General features: G+C 63.7%; 13 protein-coding genes, 1 tRNA gene and 1 pseudogene. 12 read left to right on the top strand and 3 right to left on the bottom strand.

Annotated elements, in window-relative coordinates; all coding sequences use genetic code 11:
- The 6 genes from gcvPA (at position 1) to ACVENA_RS14410 (ending at position 6,124) form a co-directional block, all read left to right on the top strand.
- A complete protein-coding gene (gene gcvPA, locus ACVENA_RS14435) occupies positions 1-1,359 on the top strand; it encodes an aminomethyl-transferring glycine dehydrogenase subunit GcvPA (RefSeq protein ID WP_449325918.1) in 1,359 nt (452 codons plus the stop codon).
- 32 nt (positions 1,360-1,391) lie between these two features.
- Positions 1,392-2,915, top strand: coding sequence for an aminomethyl-transferring glycine dehydrogenase subunit GcvPB (gcvPB, locus tag ACVENA_RS14430; RefSeq protein WP_449328945.1), 1,524 nt, complete (start codon positions 1,392-1,394; stop codon positions 2,913-2,915).
- Positions 2,912-3,250 (top strand): hypothetical protein, encoded by a 339-nt coding sequence (locus tag ACVENA_RS14425; protein ID WP_449325917.1) that lies wholly within the window; start codon positions 2,912-2,914, stop codon positions 3,248-3,250. Before gcvPB ends, ACVENA_RS14425 begins: the two co-directional genes overlap by 4 nt.
- Positions 3,251-3,390: 140 nt before the next feature.
- Positions 3,391-3,837, top strand: coding sequence for an ABA4-like family protein (locus tag ACVENA_RS14420; protein ID WP_449325916.1), 447 nt, complete (start codon positions 3,391-3,393; stop codon positions 3,835-3,837).
- A gap of 11 nt (positions 3,838-3,848) precedes the next feature.
- A complete protein-coding gene (locus tag ACVENA_RS14415; RefSeq protein ID WP_449328944.1) occupies positions 3,849-4,466 on the top strand; it encodes a DUF938 domain-containing protein in 618 nt (205 codons plus the stop codon).
- Positions 4,467-4,564: 98 nt separating this feature from the next.
- Positions 4,565-6,124, top strand: coding sequence for a fatty acid--CoA ligase (locus ACVENA_RS14410; protein ID WP_449325915.1), 1,560 nt, complete (start codon positions 4,565-4,567; stop codon positions 6,122-6,124).
- Positions 6,125-6,341: 217 nt separating this feature from the next.
- On the opposite strand, the gene ACVENA_RS14405 is transcribed toward ACVENA_RS14410, so the two are convergent.
- Both ACVENA_RS14405 and ACVENA_RS14400 read right to left on the bottom strand, forming a co-directional pair.
- Positions 6,342-6,959, bottom strand: a complete 618-nt coding sequence (locus ACVENA_RS14405; RefSeq protein ID WP_449325914.1) for a glutathione S-transferase family protein — start codon at positions 6,957-6,959, stop codon at positions 6,342-6,344.
- A complete protein-coding gene (locus ACVENA_RS14400; protein ID WP_449325913.1) occupies positions 6,956-7,894 on the bottom strand; it encodes a DMT family transporter in 939 nt (312 codons plus the stop codon). The genes ACVENA_RS14405 and ACVENA_RS14400 overlap by 4 nt, the downstream gene beginning before the upstream one ends.
- Positions 7,895-7,987: 93 nt before the next feature.
- On the opposite strand from ACVENA_RS14400, the gene ACVENA_RS14395 reads away from it, so the two are divergent.
- The 5 genes and pseudogenes from ACVENA_RS14395 (at position 7,988) to ACVENA_RS14375 (ending at position 14,644) form a co-directional block, all read left to right on the top strand.
- Positions 7,988-8,063: transfer RNA gene (locus ACVENA_RS14395), tRNA-Trp, on the top strand.
- Between the two features lie 768 nt (positions 8,064-8,831).
- Positions 8,832-9,152, top strand: a pseudogene (locus ACVENA_RS14390) (ATP-binding protein); the annotation flags it as partial.
- 252 nt (positions 9,153-9,404) lie between these two features.
- Positions 9,405-10,430 (top strand): IS110 family transposase, encoded by a 1,026-nt coding sequence (locus tag ACVENA_RS14385; protein ID WP_449325887.1) that lies wholly within the window; start codon positions 9,405-9,407, stop codon positions 10,428-10,430.
- Positions 10,431-11,161: 731 nt separating this feature from the next.
- Positions 11,162-12,571 carry an MFS transporter gene (locus ACVENA_RS14380; protein ID WP_449325912.1) on the top strand — a complete coding sequence of 470 codons (1,410 nt, stop codon included), beginning with the start codon at positions 11,162-11,164 and terminating at the stop codon, positions 12,569-12,571.
- 156 nt (positions 12,572-12,727) lie between these two features.
- Entirely contained in the window at positions 12,728-14,644 is a 1,917-nt protein-coding gene (locus tag ACVENA_RS14375) for a flavin-containing monooxygenase (protein ID WP_449325911.1), read from the top strand.
- 7 nt (positions 14,645-14,651) lie between these two features.
- Here ACVENA_RS14375 and ACVENA_RS14370 read toward each other — a convergent pair whose 3' ends face one another.
- Positions 14,652-15,278: a TetR/AcrR family transcriptional regulator gene (locus ACVENA_RS14370; RefSeq protein ID WP_184095194.1), complete on the bottom strand. Its 627-nt coding sequence runs from the start codon at positions 15,276-15,278 to the stop codon at positions 14,652-14,654.
- Positions 15,279-15,459: 181 nt separating this feature from the next.
- Between ACVENA_RS14370 and ACVENA_RS14365 the strand changes: the two genes are divergently transcribed.
- Positions 15,460-16,323, top strand: a complete 864-nt coding sequence (locus tag ACVENA_RS14365; protein ID WP_449325910.1) for an SDR family oxidoreductase — start codon at positions 15,460-15,462, stop codon at positions 16,321-16,323.
- The last annotated feature ends 5 nt before the right edge of the window (positions 16,324-16,328 follow it).

The following is a 16,328-nucleotide window of genomic DNA, read 5'->3' as shown; positions in this document are numbered from 1 at the left end:
ATGCGTTACCTTCCCCTTACCAGCGACGACCGCGCGGCGATGCTCGCCGCCGTCGGCGCGGCGTCGATCGACGATCTGTTCGTCGACGTGCCCGCCGAAGCGCGGCTCGACGGCACGATCGCCGGGCTTCCCGACCATGCCAGCGAGCTCGCGGTCGAGCGCCATATGGCGGCGCTCGCGCGGCGGAACATGGCGGCGGGCGACGGGCCTTTCTTCCTCGGCGCAGGCGCCTATCGCCACCATGTCCCGGCGAGCGTCGATCATCTGATCCAGCGCGGCGAGTTCCTGACCGCCTACACCCCCTATCAGCCCGAAATCGCGCAGGGCACGCTGCAGATGCTGTTCGAGTTCCAGAGCCAGGTCGCGCGCCTGCTCGGCACCGACGTCGCCAATGCCTCGATGTACGACGGCTCGACCGCCTGCTGGGAAGCGATTGTCATGGCGCGGCGCGTCACGCGGCGCAGCAAGGCTTTGCTCTCGACCGGGCTTCATCCGCATTATCGCAGTGTCGCGCGGACGATGGCGAACTATACCGGCGATGTGCTCGTCGATGGCGATCCGGCGCTTGAGGTCGGCACCGACTGGGCCGCGCTCGCGACGGCGGTCGACAAGGAGACGAGCTGCGTCGTCGTCCAATATCCCGACATCCTCGGCCGCATCGACGACATGGCGGCGCTGGCGGGCGCCTGCCAGGCTGCGGGCGCGCTGCTGATCGCGGTGGTGACCGAGCCCGTCGCGCTCGGCCTGATCAAGGCGCCGGGCGAAATGGGCGCCGACATCGTCGTGGGTGAGGGGCAGGCGATCGGCGTTGGATTGCAGTTCGGCGGCCCCTATCTGGGACTGTTCGGCTGCAAGGCCAAATATGTCCGCCAGATGCCGGGCCGCCTTTGCGGCGAGACCGCCGACGCCAACGGCAAGCGCGGCTTCGTGCTGACCCTCTCGACCCGCGAGCAGCATATCCGGCGCGAAAAGGCGACGAGCAATATCTGCACCAATTCGGGGCTTTGTGCGCTGGCGTTCAGCATTCATATGACCCTGCTCGGCGAGGCGGGGCTCCGCCAATTGGCGGGCATCAACCATGGCCGCGCCAAGGCCGCCGCCGCCGAACTCGCGAAGGTGCCGGGCGTATCGCTGCTGAACGGCGGTTTCTTCAACGAATTTACATTGGTCCTGCCGAAGGCGGCGCGGCCCGTCATCCATGAGCTGGCGGAGAAGGGCATTCTCGGCGGCGTCTCGCTTGGCCGCCTCTACCCGGACAATGACGCGCTCGCGAACGGGCTTGTCGTCGCGGTGACCGAGACGGTGACCGAAGAGGATATCGCCGCCTTTGCCGCGGCGCTGAAGGAGGTGCTGGCATGACCGCGCTCAACCGCGCCGGGTGGCGCCCCGAAATGAACGCCGGCGGCGTCGACGATACGACGACCTTCACCGGCAACCGCGCACTGATGCTCGAGGAGCCGTTGATCTTCGAGATCGGCGGCAGCGAGACGACCGGCGTCGATTTCGACGAGGCCGCGCCCGCCGCCGACCTCGGCGCGCTCGCGCGTTCGGCGCCGATCGGCCTGCCGGGGCTCAGCGAGTCCGAAACGGTGCGCCACTATACGCGGCTGTCGCGGCAGAATTATGCGATCGACCTCGGCCTCTTCCCGCTCGGAAGCTGTACGATGAAGCACAACCCGCGCCTCAATGAAAAGGTCGCGCGGATGCCGGGCTTCGCCGACGTCCACCCGCTCCAGCCGCAGGAAACGGTGCAGGGCGCCTATGCGGTGATCCACGAACTCGCCGAGTGGCTGATCACGCTCACCGGGATGCACAGCGTCGCCATGTCGCCCAAGGCGGGCGCGCATGGCGAGCTTTGCGGCGTCCTCTGCATCAAGGCGGCATTGGAAGCGCGCGGCGAGGACCGCCGCGTCATCCTCGTCCCTGAAAGCGCGCACGGCACCAACCCCGCCACCGCCGCCTTCGCGGGCTTCACCGTCGAGGATATTCCGGCGACCGGCGAGGGCCGCGTCAACCTCGCGGCGCTCAAGGCACGGCTCGGGCCCGACGTCGCGGGGGTGATGATCACCAACCCCAACACCTGCGGCCTGTTCGAGCGCGAGATGAAGGCGATTTCGGATGCGGTCCATGCAGCGGGCGGCTATGTCTATTGCGACGGCGCCAATTTCAACGCGATCGTCGGGCGTGTTCGCCCCGGCGACCTAGGCGTCGACGCGATGCACATCAATCTGCACAAGACCTTCTCGACCCCGCACGGTGGCGGCGGTCCGGGCTCGGGACCGGTGGTGCTGTCCGAAGCGCTCGCGCCCTTCGCGCCGCTGCCCTTCGTCACCAGCGAAGACGGTCGCTTCCGCCTGATCGAGGAGGAAAATGCGGGCGAGGATCATCCGCAGACCTTCGGCCGGATGACTGCCTTTCACGGCCAGATGGGCATGTTCACCCGCGCGCTCGCCTATATCCTCAGCCACGGCGCCGACGGGCTCAAGCAGGTCGCCGAGGATGCGGTGCTCAACGCGAACTATGTGCTGCGCAGCCTCGAGGATGTGCTCGACGCGCCGTTCGCCGCATCGGGTCCGTGCATGCACGAGGCGCTGTTCAGCGACAAGGGGCTGGCCGAAGGCTTCTCGACGCTCGACGTCGCCAAGGGGCTGATCGACGAGGGCTATCATCCGATGACGGTCTTCTTTCCGCTCGTCGTGCATGGTGCGATGCTGATCGAGCCGACCGAGACCGAGAGCAAGGCGGTGCTCGACCAATTCATCGGTGCGCTGCGCAGCATCGCGCTGCGCGCGAAGAACGGCGACCCGGCGCTCAAGTCGGCGCCGCATTTCGCCCCGCGCGCCCGGCTCGACGAGACGCTCGCGGCGCGCAAGCCCGTGCTCGCGTGGAGCGAGGCCGAGGTCGGCGGCAGTTGAACGGCGTCGACGACCGCGCGGTGAAGCGCCCCGGTGCCGGCTGCCTTGCCGGCGGGGCGCTGTTCGCGGTCGTTTTCGTTGCGATCTGGCTCGCCGCGATCACCTTCTATGGGCTGATCGTCGAGCAATGGGAACTGGTGCGCGCCCGGCGCGAGTTCAGCTATGACTGGGCCTTCCTCTACGCGCCGCTGATCGCGCTGGGGGTCGGGCTGGCGGCGGCATTCTTCGCGACGCGGCGATTGCCTGCGGCGCGGATGACGCTGCTGATCCTGACGACCGGCCTGATCGCCTTGTTCGGCGGCATCCTGCTCTTCGGGCTCGGCGCGGTGATTTAGGGCGCAATAATGTCAGTTTCAGATATCCGTCATTGCGAGCGAAGCGAAGCAATCCAGGGCGGTTTACGCACGCTCTGGATTGCCGCGTCGCCTTCGGCTCTTCGCAATGACGGAAAAGCCGATCTGGGGAGAGAACGCATATGAGCTGGAACGGCCTTTACCTCATCGCCAATTACTGGGCGATCGCCGGCTGGCTGCTGCTCGCCTTCGCGCCGCGCAGTCCGCGGACATTGTCCGCCATCCTGTATGCCGGTGTGTCGTTGCTTTGCCTTCTGTATATTGTCCTCATCACGGGTTTCCTGACCGGCGGGATCGATCCTGGCGGGACTGGCGGCAGTTTCACCTCGCTCGCCGGGGTGATGAAGCTGTTCGCGGCGCCGGGCGGAGCGACGCTCGGCTGGGTCCATTATCTCGCCTTCGACCTGTTCACCGGCCTGTGGATCGCGCGCGATGCCGACAACAAGGACTTCGGCCGCCTCGTGCAACTGCCGTTCCTGTTCCTGACCCTGATGGCGGGGCCGGTCGGCCTGTTCTGCTGGCTGGTTGTTCGCGAAGGCCGCGCACGGGCGCAGGCGCGCGCCGCGTGACCCGGCCGTGGATGGCGGAGGACGGCGGCGCGGGAGCAAAGCGTCACGCCCCCGCGACGGTGCGCAATCGCGACGCGATCGCCGCCGTGCTCGCCGACTGGCTGCCGCCCGCGGGCCTTGTGCTGGAGGTCGCGAGCGGATCGGGCGAACACGCCGTCCATTTCGCGGCTGCCTTTCCCGGCCTCGAGTGGCAGCCGAGCGATCCCGATCCGGCCGCCCTGGCTTCGATTGCCGCTTGGCGCGTCGAAGCCGGCCTTGCCAATATCGCGCCGCCGCTCCTGCTCGATGCCGCCGCGCCCGAATGGCCGGTGGGCACGGCTGACGCGCTGCTATGCATCAACATGGTGCATATCAGCCCGTGGGCGGCGACGCGGGGGCTTCTCGCCGGGGCTGCGCGCGTCTTGCCACAAGGTGCGCCGCTGATTCTTTACGGTCCCTATCTCGAAAGCGAGGTGGCAACTGCTCCCTCGAATTTGGCCTTCGACCGCTCGCTAAAGGAACGCGATCCCGATTGGGGGCTGCGCGATCTGGATGCGGTCAAGGCGGCCGCCTCCGCCGCTGGCTTCGCCTTTGCCGAACGCCGCGGGATGCCCGCGAACAATCTGATGCTGCTCTTTCATCGCCGCTGATTGCACCCTGTCACATCTACGCGCTTTTCCCCCGCGCGCCGAGCCGCTAGCTTTGCCATCGATTGCAAAAAGCAACGCGATTCGAGGAGAGAGAATCGATGGCCGCCGACCTTTCGGACCTGGTGACGTTCGACGAATTCATGACCCATTGGGCGGCCGATCGGCCGGATCGCATCGCGATGCGCGAAGAGGACCGGGTTTTCACCTATGCCGAGCTCGACGAGCGCACCGCACGCGTCGCGAGCGCGCTGCTCGCCGCGGGGCTGGAGAAGGGCGACCGGATCGCGTGGATCGGCAAGAACAGCGACCTTTATTTCACCATCTTCTTCGGCGCGGCGCGCGCGGGCATCGTGATGGCGCCGATCGGTTGGCGGCTGTCGCCGACCGAGTGGGCCTATATCGTCAATGATACGAAGGCGAAGATCGTCTTCACGGGGCCCGGCTTCGAGAATGCGGCGGAGCAGCTTGCCGGCAAGCTCGACCACGCTCCGCGGATCATCGGCGCCGATCAGGCGCGCGCGCTGATCGACAGCACGCCGCGCGCCGCCTTCGCACCCTCAGGACCGAACGACGCCGTATTGCAACTTTACACCTCGGGCACGACCGGCAATCCCAAGGGCGCGGTGCTGTCGAACCGCAACCTCTTCGCGCTGCGCAAAAATTCGGCCGACGCCGACCTCGCCTATACGAAATGGGACGATGACGAGGCGGTGCTCGTCGCCATGCCCTGCGCGCATATCGGCGGCACCGGCCTCGGCATCATGGCGCTCGCCGCGGGGCTGCCCGGCATCATCCTCGCCGAGTTCAACCCCGACGGCGTGTTCGACGCGGTCGAGCAGCATGGCGTCACGCGCTTCTTCATCGTCCCCGCGGCGCTTCAGATGTTGCTGATGCATCCGCGCTGCGCCAGCGTCGATTACAGCCGCCTCAAATATATCCTCTACGGCGCCGCGCCGATCCCGCTCGACCTCTTGCGCCAGTGCATCAGGATGTTCGGCGCCGAATTCATCCAGGCCTATGGGATGACCGAGACCACCGGCACCATCTGCATGTTGCCGCCCGAGGATCATGACCCCGAAGGCAACAAGCGGATGCGCTCGGCGGGCAAGGCGCTGCCCGGCGTCGAGATCAAAATCCTTGGTGCCGACGGCCGGGAAGTGCCGACGGGCGATGTCGGCGAGGTCGTCACCCGCTCGTCGAACAACATGCTCGGCTATTGGAACCTGCCCGACGCGACCGCGAAGACGATGACCGGGGACGGCTGGATCCACACCGGCGACGCGGGCTATCTCGACGAGGACGGCTATCTCTTCATCCACGACCGGATGAAGGACATGATCATCTCGGGCGGCGAGAATGTCTATCCTGCCGAGGTCGAAAGCGCGATTTTCGGCCACCCCGCGGTGCAGGAGGTCGCGGTGATCGGTATCCCAGACGCGAAATGGGGCGAGACGGTGAAGGCCGTCGTCGTCGCCAAACCCGGTATGACCATCGAAGAAGCCGATATCATCGCCTGGGCCCGCGACCGCATCGCCGCCTTCAAGGCTCCGCGCAGCGTCGATGTGATCGAAGCGCTGCCGAGGAATGCGTCAGGCAAGATTTTGCGCAAGGATCTGCGCGCGCCCTATTGGGAGGGATATGAGCGGATGGTGAATTGAGGGGGAGCGGCTAACGACCGGGAGCGGACAAGATATCCTCCCCGGCACGGGGAGGGGGACCACCGAAGGTGGTGGAGGGGCAGGTGGGTCATGGCGCGCCTTTTCTGGATCGAAGCGTAAACCGAGGGTGCCCCTCCACCATGCTTCGCATGGTCCCCCTCCCCGTGCCGGGGAGGAGCGGCGACGGCAGCTCTCCATCCCACAGCAGACGTCGCGGCTAAACCTTCTGCCGCGCCCGCGCCCTTATGAATCCCTCGCGCGCCATGCAGCGCGCCAGCCAGTCCTTCGTCGCCTCGCCCAGCACATCCTCCGCGCCAAGCGTGGTCGCCAGAAACGCCGCATAGCCGATGACGATGTCGGCGATCGTGAAGCGCCCCGCGACCAGCCACTCGCGCCCGTCCGTCAGCGCCGCCTCGACGCTCCGCGCCCGACCGCCGAAGAAGGCCTTATAGTCCGCGACCGCTTGTGCCAGACGGCGCTCCTCGGGCTCTACGCGGGTGTAGCGGATCATGATCGCGAGCGGGAAGGTCAGCGTCGCGTCGCTGCGGTGGAGCCAGTTGCGGTAATCCCAATAATCGGCCTCGTCGCGGCGGGCCTCCAACTCCGTCCCTTCGGCGATCCGTTCACAGATGGCGGCCGATTCGGTCATCAGTCGTCCGTCTTCGACCCAACCGGGCACCGTCATCAGCGGGTTTACCGCGCGATAGTCGGGCTCAAAGGCGCGCGGCGGAAATTTCAGGATGCGCAGATCGACATCGATCCCGGCCTCCTCGACCGCCCACAGGCAGCGGAGCGAGCGCGCGTCGGGGCAATGATAGAGGATAGGCTGGCTCATGCGGCGACTTCCTTCACGCGTTCGATATGGCGGCGATGCTCGCGCCAGGCGATGAACAGGCCGCTCGCGACGATCAGCGGCGCCCCCGCCCAGGTCGTGTCGGCGGGCAGGGTGCCGAAGAACCACCAGCCGCAGGCGATCGACCAGAGCAGGCTCGAATAGTCCATCGGCGTCACCACCGACACCGGCGCAAGGCGCAGCGCGCCGGTCAGCGACAATTGCGCCACCGCGCCGAGCAGGCCGAGCCCGGCGAGCAGGCCCCACTCCGCCGCCCCGTGCGGCGTGATGACGAAGGGCAGCGCAAGGCCGAGCGGGATCAGCGAGATCAGGCTGAACCAGAAGACGATCGTCAGCGCGCTTTCGGTGCGGCCGAGGTCGCGCACCTGGATGGTGATCAGCGCGGTCATCACTGCGCCGCCGAGCGCGATCAGCGTGCCGAGTCCGTGGTCGCCAGCGAAACCCTGGGTCAGCAGCGAGGTCGGATTGAGGACGATCAGCACGCCGGCGAAGCCCACGAACACCGCGCTCCAGCGTGCCGGCCCGACGCGCTCGCCGAGCAGCGCGGCGGCCAGGAAGACGCAGATGATCGGCACCGACAGGTTGATCGTCGTCGCCTCGGCCATCGGCAGATAGATCATGCCGCCGAAATTGAGCGCCATTCCGGTCAGCCCCATCGCGGCACGGCGCGCGTGGACGCCGATCCGCCGGGTGCGGAACAGGCCGAGCCCGCCATGGGTCAGCGCCCACAGGACGAGCAGCGGCAGCACCATCGCCTGCCGCCAGAACAGGCTTTCGACGATGTGGATACCGTCCGCGGCGATATATTTCACGAGCACGAACATGAATGACAGGCTCGCCATCGCGAGCAGGCGTAGCGCGATACCGCCGAGATAATGCTGCGGAGCGGCGGAGGAGGGGGACGCGGCGGCGGTCATGCGGCCTTCGCGCATATCAGGCGAGTTGCGATAAGCAACCCGTCATCCCTCTTGCCCGCGCCCCGCAATCGGGCTAGGGGCGCACTCCGGCCTAGGGGTATAGCTCAGCTGGTAGAGCATCGGTCTCCAAAACCGAGGGTCGCGGGTTCGAATCCTGCTGCCCCTGCCAGGCCGTTTCATGATGTCCCAGAACATCCCACGCTCTCGACTGCGAAACTCGCAGAAAATCTTGCCGAGATGGTTCCAAATCGTCCCGCGACGTCCCATCGCCGCGGCTTGTGACATGTCCCAGCCTATCGCATTTGTTGGTAGGAGTGCTGGTAGGAAGCAGGGATTCTTCAATCCCTACCGATAAGCACCCAATGCCCCCGACTTCGAATCATCAATTGTTAGAACAATTTGGAGAGCTTAGGTGCTGAACGGCGTTTGAATTTATGCCGCAGGTTCGAATCCTAAGAGGCCACGGATGGCTGCTTGCGCCCGATCTCAGGCATTCCGACTACAATTTGCTTCTCCCCGAAGCGGTCATTCCGTCGTCGTGCTCAATGGTGTCGCTTCGAGACCAAATCTGGACGGTTTCGGCCTCGCTGCGTTTAGGGAGGTGTTCCCTATTTTGGCGTCTCCAAATGGCTTGCGGGCAGGATGGCAGCCGTGGGTTTTGAGTTCATCTGAGGTTTCCCGAGCTGGGACTCCGCACGGATTTCTGCGGATTTCGTTGTAAAAGGCAAAGTCGCTCTTGTGATTTCCATGACTTAGTGAAAGCCTGCAAAAATTACGTCGGCTGAAACGAGATGCAATATGCAGGATCACAGGCGATTTTCCCGCTTTGCCTGAACGCCCAGTGATTTGATAACTTGAGCGAAACCTTGGGGCGGCTAATATGCTCTAATGACTGAGGGGGGATTTTCGAACTTTGCCTTTCTAGAGGCCTCTGACGATGGTGACACGCCTCGAAGAGGAGACCCGGATCGGCAAAGGCGGGACCCTGGCGGCGCAGCTGTCGCGGCTCGACCTGATCGTGCTCGACGAGCTCGGTTATCTGCCGTTCGCCCGCTCGGGAGGGCAGTTGCTGTTCCACCTCATCAGCAAGCTTTATGAGCGGACCAGCGTCATCATCACCACGAACCTCGCCTTCGGCGAATGGCCGACCGTGTTCGGCGATCCCAAGATGACCACGGCGCTGCTCGACCGCGTCACCCACCACTGCGATATCGTCGAGACGGGCAACGACAGCTGGCGCTTCAAAAACCGCAGCTGACAGCCACCTTCGGCGCCTTCAAAAATCTATCTTGCGCTGCGCGCGCCTCCGGTCGGGCTACGCCCGCCCTCCGCCGCACGCAGCGCAAGGCCATCTTCAACAAACCAGCATCATATTATCCGAAAAGGGGGTCCCTCTTCGACGCCGATCGGGGGTCCCTTTTGAACACGATGACGTAATTGCTGCCGTTGTTCTCATTTGGGCGCGACAGCTGCAGGATGCGAGAAATCATCGTAACGGAGGAGCATCGCCATGAAGCACTATGTCGGACTGGACGTATCGCAAAAGGAAACGTCGATTTGCATCGTCGATGAGGCAGGACGGCCCATACACCAGGGCCGGGTGAAATCCGATCCGGGCGTGCTGGCGGCGGTCATCGCCAAGAAAGCTCCCAATGCCGAACGCGTCGGCCTCGAGACGGGCGCCATGTCGAGTTGGCTCTGGCATGAACTCAAGCGCACCGGTTTGCCCGTGGTCTGCATCGATGCGCGTCACGCCCATGCGGCCCTGTCCGTTCGCATGAACAAGAGCGACGAGAATGATGCTCGCGGTTTGGCGGAACTCGTCCGGGTCGGCTGGTATCGGGAGGTTGCCGTCAAGAGTGAAGAAAGCCAGACCGCGCGATCCATCCTCGTGTGTCGATCCCGATTGGTACGGGTCCGGCGCGACCTCGAAAACCAGATGCGGTCTATGCTGAAGGAATGCGGTCTGCTCTTTCCACGCGCTGCCGGCGGGCAATTCCAACGGCGGGTCAACGACCTCATCGCCGATGGCCATGCTCTCGGCCCCATTCTTCGGCCGCTGCTATCCGTGCACCAACAGACTTGTAGCGAACTGGAAAAGATCGACCGAACAATCCGCGACCTTGCGCGAGAGGATGAAACGACGCGGCGGCTCATGACCGTGCCGGGCATTGGCGTCGTCACGGCCCTGACATATCGTCACACGATCGACGATCCAACCCGTTTCCAGAATGCGGCAAAGGTTGGCGCTTATCTCGGACTTACGCCCCGCCGAAAGCAATCGGGTGAAATGGACGTCACGGGAAAAATCTCGCGCTGGGGCGACCGGTTGTTACGCGCCTATCTGTTCGAGGCGGCCAGCGTGCTGCTCCATCGAACCAAGCGGTGGTGCTCGCTCAAGGCGTGGGGGCTGCGGCTTGCGAAGCGAAGTGGCATGAAGAAGGCGCAGGTCGCGGTCGCCCGAAAGCTCGCCATCATCCTTCATTGTATCTGGGTGGATGGAACCGAGTTCGAGTGGGGGAAGCAGCCTGCCTGACCGTCATACCCACCCTGAGATTGCAGGCCTGACGCCAGACCTGTGATGATCCACCGGGACGGTGGTTGCGGTGACCTCGTTCAAACGGCTGCGGACTTCCAGGACCGCGTTGCGCACGTTGAGGCATCCGACCCGGACATCATCATGAGGCATGACCTCGAAAAGGACCATGACCCCGGTTCGGATCAATATGCAGGCTTGACAGATACCCGCAATTAAAGGGCCGTTTGACACATGGGCGCACGGCACTCGTGGTCTGGCCGAGGCGCTGCAAAACGCGCACCCTGACGTACAATCGCAAGCGCTCGGCATTCTTGCTGCAAATACGGCCGCGATCGAGACGCAGGATTTGGCGGCACTGCGGCCGATCCAAGCCGTTCAACCCTAGCTGGGCTGGCCATAAAAGCAGTCGTTAGTCGTTCGGTCGGATGAGCGTGCGAATAAGCGCGGGGCTGCATTCGCTATTGGGGCACTGATCGGCCCACTCGCTGGCAGCGCAGGGGATCAATATCGAGCGAATCGGTCCGACGACCCATATGATGACGAAGGGGCTCGCGACGGCGGCAAGCCCCGGGGCACCTGCATCCCTGCGTCACCGTGTCGATCCGCGCGACTACGCCCTCGCTTTCCGAGCATTGTGCAGATGATCTGGCAACGCTAGAGGCGGCCCCAGATAAAGGGAGACGTTGATGTTTCATATAGGCGCCAGTGCTGGCAAGCCGCCGCTTTCGGTGAAAATCCTGTACGGTAGCGGGCAGGGAGTCGATGCGGCGACCCAGGTCGGATTGAACACCTTCCTTCTCTATTATCTAACGGCGGTTTGCGGTTTCTCGGGTTCCGCCGCCGGGCTCGTTTTCTTTCTGTCGCTGACGCTCGACGCCCTGCTGGATCCGCTGATCGGCCGCACATCGGACCGGTACCGGTCGCGCTGGGGACGCAGGCTCCCTTTCATGGCCGCAGCTCTGGTACCGATGGCGGGGTCGGCCTTTGCGATCTTCTCGATCCCCGAGGGGCTCGGCGAGGCCGGTCTGTTCCTTTATGTGCTGCTGTTCAACGTCGCGCTACGCCTCGCGCTCTCGATATTCGCGCTGCCTTATGCCGCGCTGACGGCGGAACTCAGCGACGATTACGGCGAGCGATCGGCGATTTCGGGGTTTCGCGCCCTGTTCATCTTCCTCGGCACGCTCGCGTGCCTGATACCCGGCTCGGCGGTCATCCTGTCGGGCGACAAGCTCCAATCCCCCGATGCTTACCGTCTTTTCGGCGCCTGGCTTGCCTTGCTGATCCTGCTCTTCGGCACGGCCTGCCTGGCAGGAATCCGCAGGACCGTTCTGGCGCTCCCGACCCCGCCGGTTGAGGAGACGTCGCCGCGCTTCGTAACCGAGCTTGCGAATCTGGTCCGCAATGCCGCTTTCGTGCGTCTGTTCGCTGCCGCTGTTCTGGTTCTGGTCGGACAGGGCATCACGCTAGCTCTCAATATCCATGCCTTCCGTTACTTTTGGCATGTGTCTGCGGACCAACTCCAATTACCGTTGATGGTGCTTGTGGTGGGGCAGGCGCTGGGGTTGCCGGTGGCCGGACTGCTGCTGCGCGTCGTGGAAAAGCGCAGCGGTATTGTCTGCGCGGTGATCGGCACCGCAGGCTATACGGTCGCGATCACGCTGCTGGCGCTGGCCGGCGTGTTGCCCATCGGCACAAATCTCAGCCTGGCGCTGCTCGTGGCGAATGCGATCATACTCGGCGCGGCCTCCACCCTCTTCGTCATTTGCCTGTTTTCGATGATGGCGGACGCGGTCGATGAACACGACTATCTGTTCGGCGTCCGGCGGGAGGCGCTTTACGCTGCCGCGCTGATGCTGGGGATCAAGGCGGCGACGGGGATCGGCGGTTTCGTGGCGGGTGTCGGGCTCCAGTTCATCGGCTTTTCGGCCCAAGGGCCAGCGAACGCGGCGGGCCAGCCGCCGTTTCCTGGGGTGGAAGCGATCAACCACCTCGGTCTGCTGTGGGGCGCGCTGCCATCGCTGCTGCTGTTCTCATCGCTGCCTCTGCTCCTCCGCTATCCCGTCACTCGGACGCGTCACGCCTTCGTGATCGAAGAACTCGACAAGCGAGCGTCCGGCGCGGCCGCTCAGGGCCAGTGATGGAAGCCTTCCCTGGCGTCCGCGATTTCTTCTCGTTTCGAAACTCGCTCGCGCCTCAGCCGCGGGGGTGATGGATAATCGGCGTTGCACATTAAACGAAACATATTCATATCGAATAAAGATCGAGTCGCGATCAGGATATGCTCGGAGGGAATTATGGCGTCGGTCCATGCGCTGGCAGTAGATGGTCAGGACGAAGCCTTCATTCGCCGGATGCTGAAGCAAGCGAATATGAACGTGCTGCGGCTTGCGCTGTATCAGCAGACACGCGACCCCGAACTTGCCGCAATGGAGGTCGCGACCGAAGGCCGCGATGGTAGCCCCTTTCTCTTCACCAGGGTCCGGCGCGAGCATTATGACCGGATTCAGGAGAAGGCGCTGGCCTATTTGCTCAATGCTCCGCGCGCTGCGCCGCCACCGACGCGAGCCGAGGCGGCGGCGATGATGGAGATGTTTCTTGGCAAGACGCTGTCGGTCGAACATCTGGAATTCGGCTGGGAGGATCTGAGCTTCGAGGGTTTCGCGCGTCGTGCGTGCTGGGAGAAGAAGCCGGCCGCCGAAATCCTTGGCCAATATCACGTCACCATCGTCGGGGCGGGGTTCAGCGGATTGCTCGCGGGCATTCAGCTGGATCTTCTGGATATTCCGTACCGGATCATCGATCGCCAGGCAGGCATAGGCGGCACATGGTATCTCAACGACTATCCCGAGGCACGGGTCGATATCACCTCCTTCATCTACCAATTCAAGTTCGAGAAGGACTATCCTTGGAAGAGCCATTATGCGACCCAGGCCGAGCTACAGGATTATCTCGCGCATATCGTCGACAAATATCGACTGCGCGACCGGATCCATCTGAGCACCGCGTTGCAGGATGCGCGCTGGGACGCGGGAAAGGCGAAATGGACCTTGCGGGTCCGTCATCCCGACGGCCGCGTTGAAACGACCGACAGCGATTTTGTCATCAGTGCGAGCGGGCTGTTCAGCACGCCCAGACTCCCCGACATTCCGGGGATTGAGACCTTCGGCGGCAAGATGTTCCACACGACCGCATGGGACCATGGCTATGATTATGCGGGCAAGCGCGTCGCGGTCATTGGCACGGGTTCGACGGGTGCGCAGCTCGTCCGCGGAGTGGCCGAAACCGCGGGGTCGCTGACCATCTATCAGCGCACTCCGAACTGGGTGAATCCCACCCCCGGCTATCGCAATCCCGTATCGACCGAATTGCGCTGGCTCCTCGACAATATGCCTGGCTATGCAGCCTGGTATTCCTACCATCATTTCACTTCGCAACTACAGGTCGAGGATCTTCAGATACTTGACCCCGAATGGCGCGCGAACGGCGGCCTTATCAACGAGAAGAACGACCGGCTGCGCGAGGACCTGAAAGCCTATGTTCGCAGCAAGGTCGGCGACGACGACGAACTCTACGCCAAGCTGATCCCTGATTATGCACCGCTATCGCGCCGATTGGTCGTCGACAATGACTGGTACGACACGCTGTTGCGCGACAATGTGACATTGCAGACGAACGGCATCGCCCGCTTCACCGAAACAGGGATTATCGCCAACGACGGCACGCTGGAGGATTATGATCTCGTCGTCCTGTCGGCCGGCTTCGACGTCGAGCGCTATTTGTGGCCGGTCGAATATATTGGCCGCGAGGGTGTGACGCTCAAGGATTTGTGGGAAAAGGACGGTGCGCGCGCGCACCTGACGATGACGTTGCCGGGATTCCCGAATTTCGCGATCATGTACGGCCCCAACGCGGGCATCGTCACCGGCAGCTTTCATTCGTGGATAGAGGTGCTTTCACGCTATATCTGCGGCCTCATCACCCATACGATCGAAGGCGATGCCAGGAGTTTCGAGGTCCGGCACGAGGCGTATCAATCCTACAACGACCGGATGGACGTCGCACTGAAGGCGATGCTGCTGGAGGAGGAGGGTGGCGGGGGCGGATATTATATTAACAGCTTCGGCCGTCCAGGCGTCAGCCTGCCGTGGACGCTTGAACAATGGTATGCGCTGATCAGGACGCCCGATTTCGACGAGTTCCGGTTCGAATGATCCGCCATCAGGATTCGGGTGGCACGCGCATCCGGGTCAGGATGCTATCAACCAGCCATTCGGTCATTCCTTCTTCGCCAAGGTCCGCGCCTGTCATCAGCAAACGATGGTAATAGGCGCCAGTCATCGCGTCGAGCGCCCATTCGACTGGCGCATCGGCGCGTATCTCGCCGCGTTCGATCGCGCGCCGGAAAATGCTGCGCTCGCTTTCCCGGCGCGCGCCCACCAGGGCGCTCAGCAGCCCGTCGAAGCGGCTGTCGGTCTGCGACGCTTCGATGATCGAGGGGAAGACCGAGCGCCAGATCGGACGTTCGAGAATCCGCGTGAAGCGCTTGTAAAGCAAGACCAGATCCGACCGGATATCGCCTTCGTCGGGGATGGGCGGATTGGGTCCCAGCGCGGTGTCGAAGGCATCGATGGCAAGCTCCGCCGTGTTGCGCCAGCGGCGATAGATGCTCGATCTTGCAACGCCGCTGCGTTGAGAAATCTGTTCGATTGTCAGCGCGCGATAACCCGATTCGGCCAGCAAGGCCGCCGCTGCGTCGAGGATCGCCCGCGTCGTGCGCCCAAGCTGCGCCTGCTTGGGTGCGCGCTTGGAGCGGGTGGCGGTGGAAAGCGATGATTCTGATTGCATGGGTGTCCGTCCGGCGCGGCTCGTTTCTGTCTGCGTACCACGACGATATCTAGAGCCTATTGCATCAGCCGTCGACAGCGCGCGAGATTTTAAATAAAATTACAATGTATCGAATAGTTGACAAACTGATGGGAGCGGGGGCACCTGAGAACAGGGCATTGGGATGAGGTGGAGAGGACGCATGTCGGAAACGATGCTGATCACGGGATGCTCGACGGGATTGGGGCAAGCGCTCGCCGTGGCTGCGGCGCGCGAAGGGTACAAGGTCTATGCCACGATGCGTGACCTTGCGAAACGGGACGGCCTCGCGACCCGCGCTGCCGAGGCGGGGGTCGCGATCGAAATTCGCCGGCTTGACGTTCGCGACAGCGCAAGCATCGCGGCGGTTGGGGAGGAGATCATCGCGATCGACGGCCGGATCGATGTGCTTGTCAATAACGCTGGCGTCGGCTTCGTCCGATCGACCGAACAGGCGTCCGAGGCCGAGATCGCCGCCGTTGTCGACGTCAATCAGATGGGAGTCATTCGCTGCACCAAGGCGGTACTCCCTCATATGCGGCGTCAGCGATCAGGGCGCGTGCTGACGATATCGTCGGTGGGCGGGCTGGTCGGCCAGCCCTTCAACGAGATTTATTGTGCGACCAAATTTGCGCTCGAAGGTTATATGGAAGCCCTCGCCTGCTATGTCGGGCCGGCGTTCAACATCCATTTCACGATTCTCGAGCCGGGCGGCATCCAGTCGGAATTCGCGAACAGCACGCTGGCCCAGCTTGCGGCGACCGGCGGCATCCTCGACGACGAATATCGCCCCGTCCTCGAGCAATATATGGGAACGGTCCAGGGCCGCGAGTGGGCGAACAGCCCCTATCAGAGCGCCGAGGAGGTGGCGGCGGTCGTTCTGTCCTGCGCCCGGTCCGAGACGCCGCCGGTCCGTATGCGCACATCACCCTGGGGCGAGGAGCTTTGCCGCCTTAAGACCGATGTCGATCCAGATGGCCGGAAGATGCAGGCGATGGTTGGCGAGATGTTCCTCGGACAGGGGTGAACGGC

The organism is Sphingopyxis sp. 550A (assembly GCF_053569535.1).
This window is presented reverse-complemented; position numbering and strand designations above follow the sequence as displayed.

Coding starts and splice junctions, on each gene's coding strand:
- ACVENA_RS14375 (WP_449325911.1), top strand. CDS start 12,728: ATGGCGTCGGTCCATGCGCTGGCAGTAGATGGTCAGGACGAAGCCTTC.
- ACVENA_RS14385 (WP_449325887.1), top strand. CDS start 9,405: ATGAAGCACTATGTCGGACTGGACGTATCGCAAAAGGAAACGTCGATT.
- ACVENA_RS14365 (WP_449325910.1), top strand. CDS start 15,460: ATGTCGGAAACGATGCTGATCACGGGATGCTCGACGGGATTGGGGCAA.
- ACVENA_RS14370 (WP_184095194.1), bottom strand. CDS start 15,278: ATGCAATCAGAATCATCGCTTTCCACCGCCACCCGCTCCAAGCGCGCA.
- ACVENA_RS14405 (WP_449325914.1), bottom strand. CDS start 6,959: ATGAGCCAGCCTATCCTCTATCATTGCCCCGACGCGCGCTCGCTCCGC.
- gcvPA (WP_449325918.1), top strand. CDS start 1: ATGCGTTACCTTCCCCTTACCAGCGACGACCGCGCGGCGATGCTCGCC.
- ACVENA_RS14410 (WP_449325915.1), top strand. CDS start 4,565: ATGGCCGCCGACCTTTCGGACCTGGTGACGTTCGACGAATTCATGACC.
- ACVENA_RS14420 (WP_449325916.1), top strand. CDS start 3,391: ATGAGCTGGAACGGCCTTTACCTCATCGCCAATTACTGGGCGATCGCC.
- gcvPB (WP_449328945.1), top strand. CDS start 1,392: ATGAACGCCGGCGGCGTCGACGATACGACGACCTTCACCGGCAACCGC.
- ACVENA_RS14400 (WP_449325913.1), bottom strand. CDS start 7,894: ATGACCGCCGCCGCGTCCCCCTCCTCCGCCGCTCCGCAGCATTATCTC.
- ACVENA_RS14415 (WP_449328944.1), top strand. CDS start 3,849: ATGGCGGAGGACGGCGGCGCGGGAGCAAAGCGTCACGCCCCCGCGACG.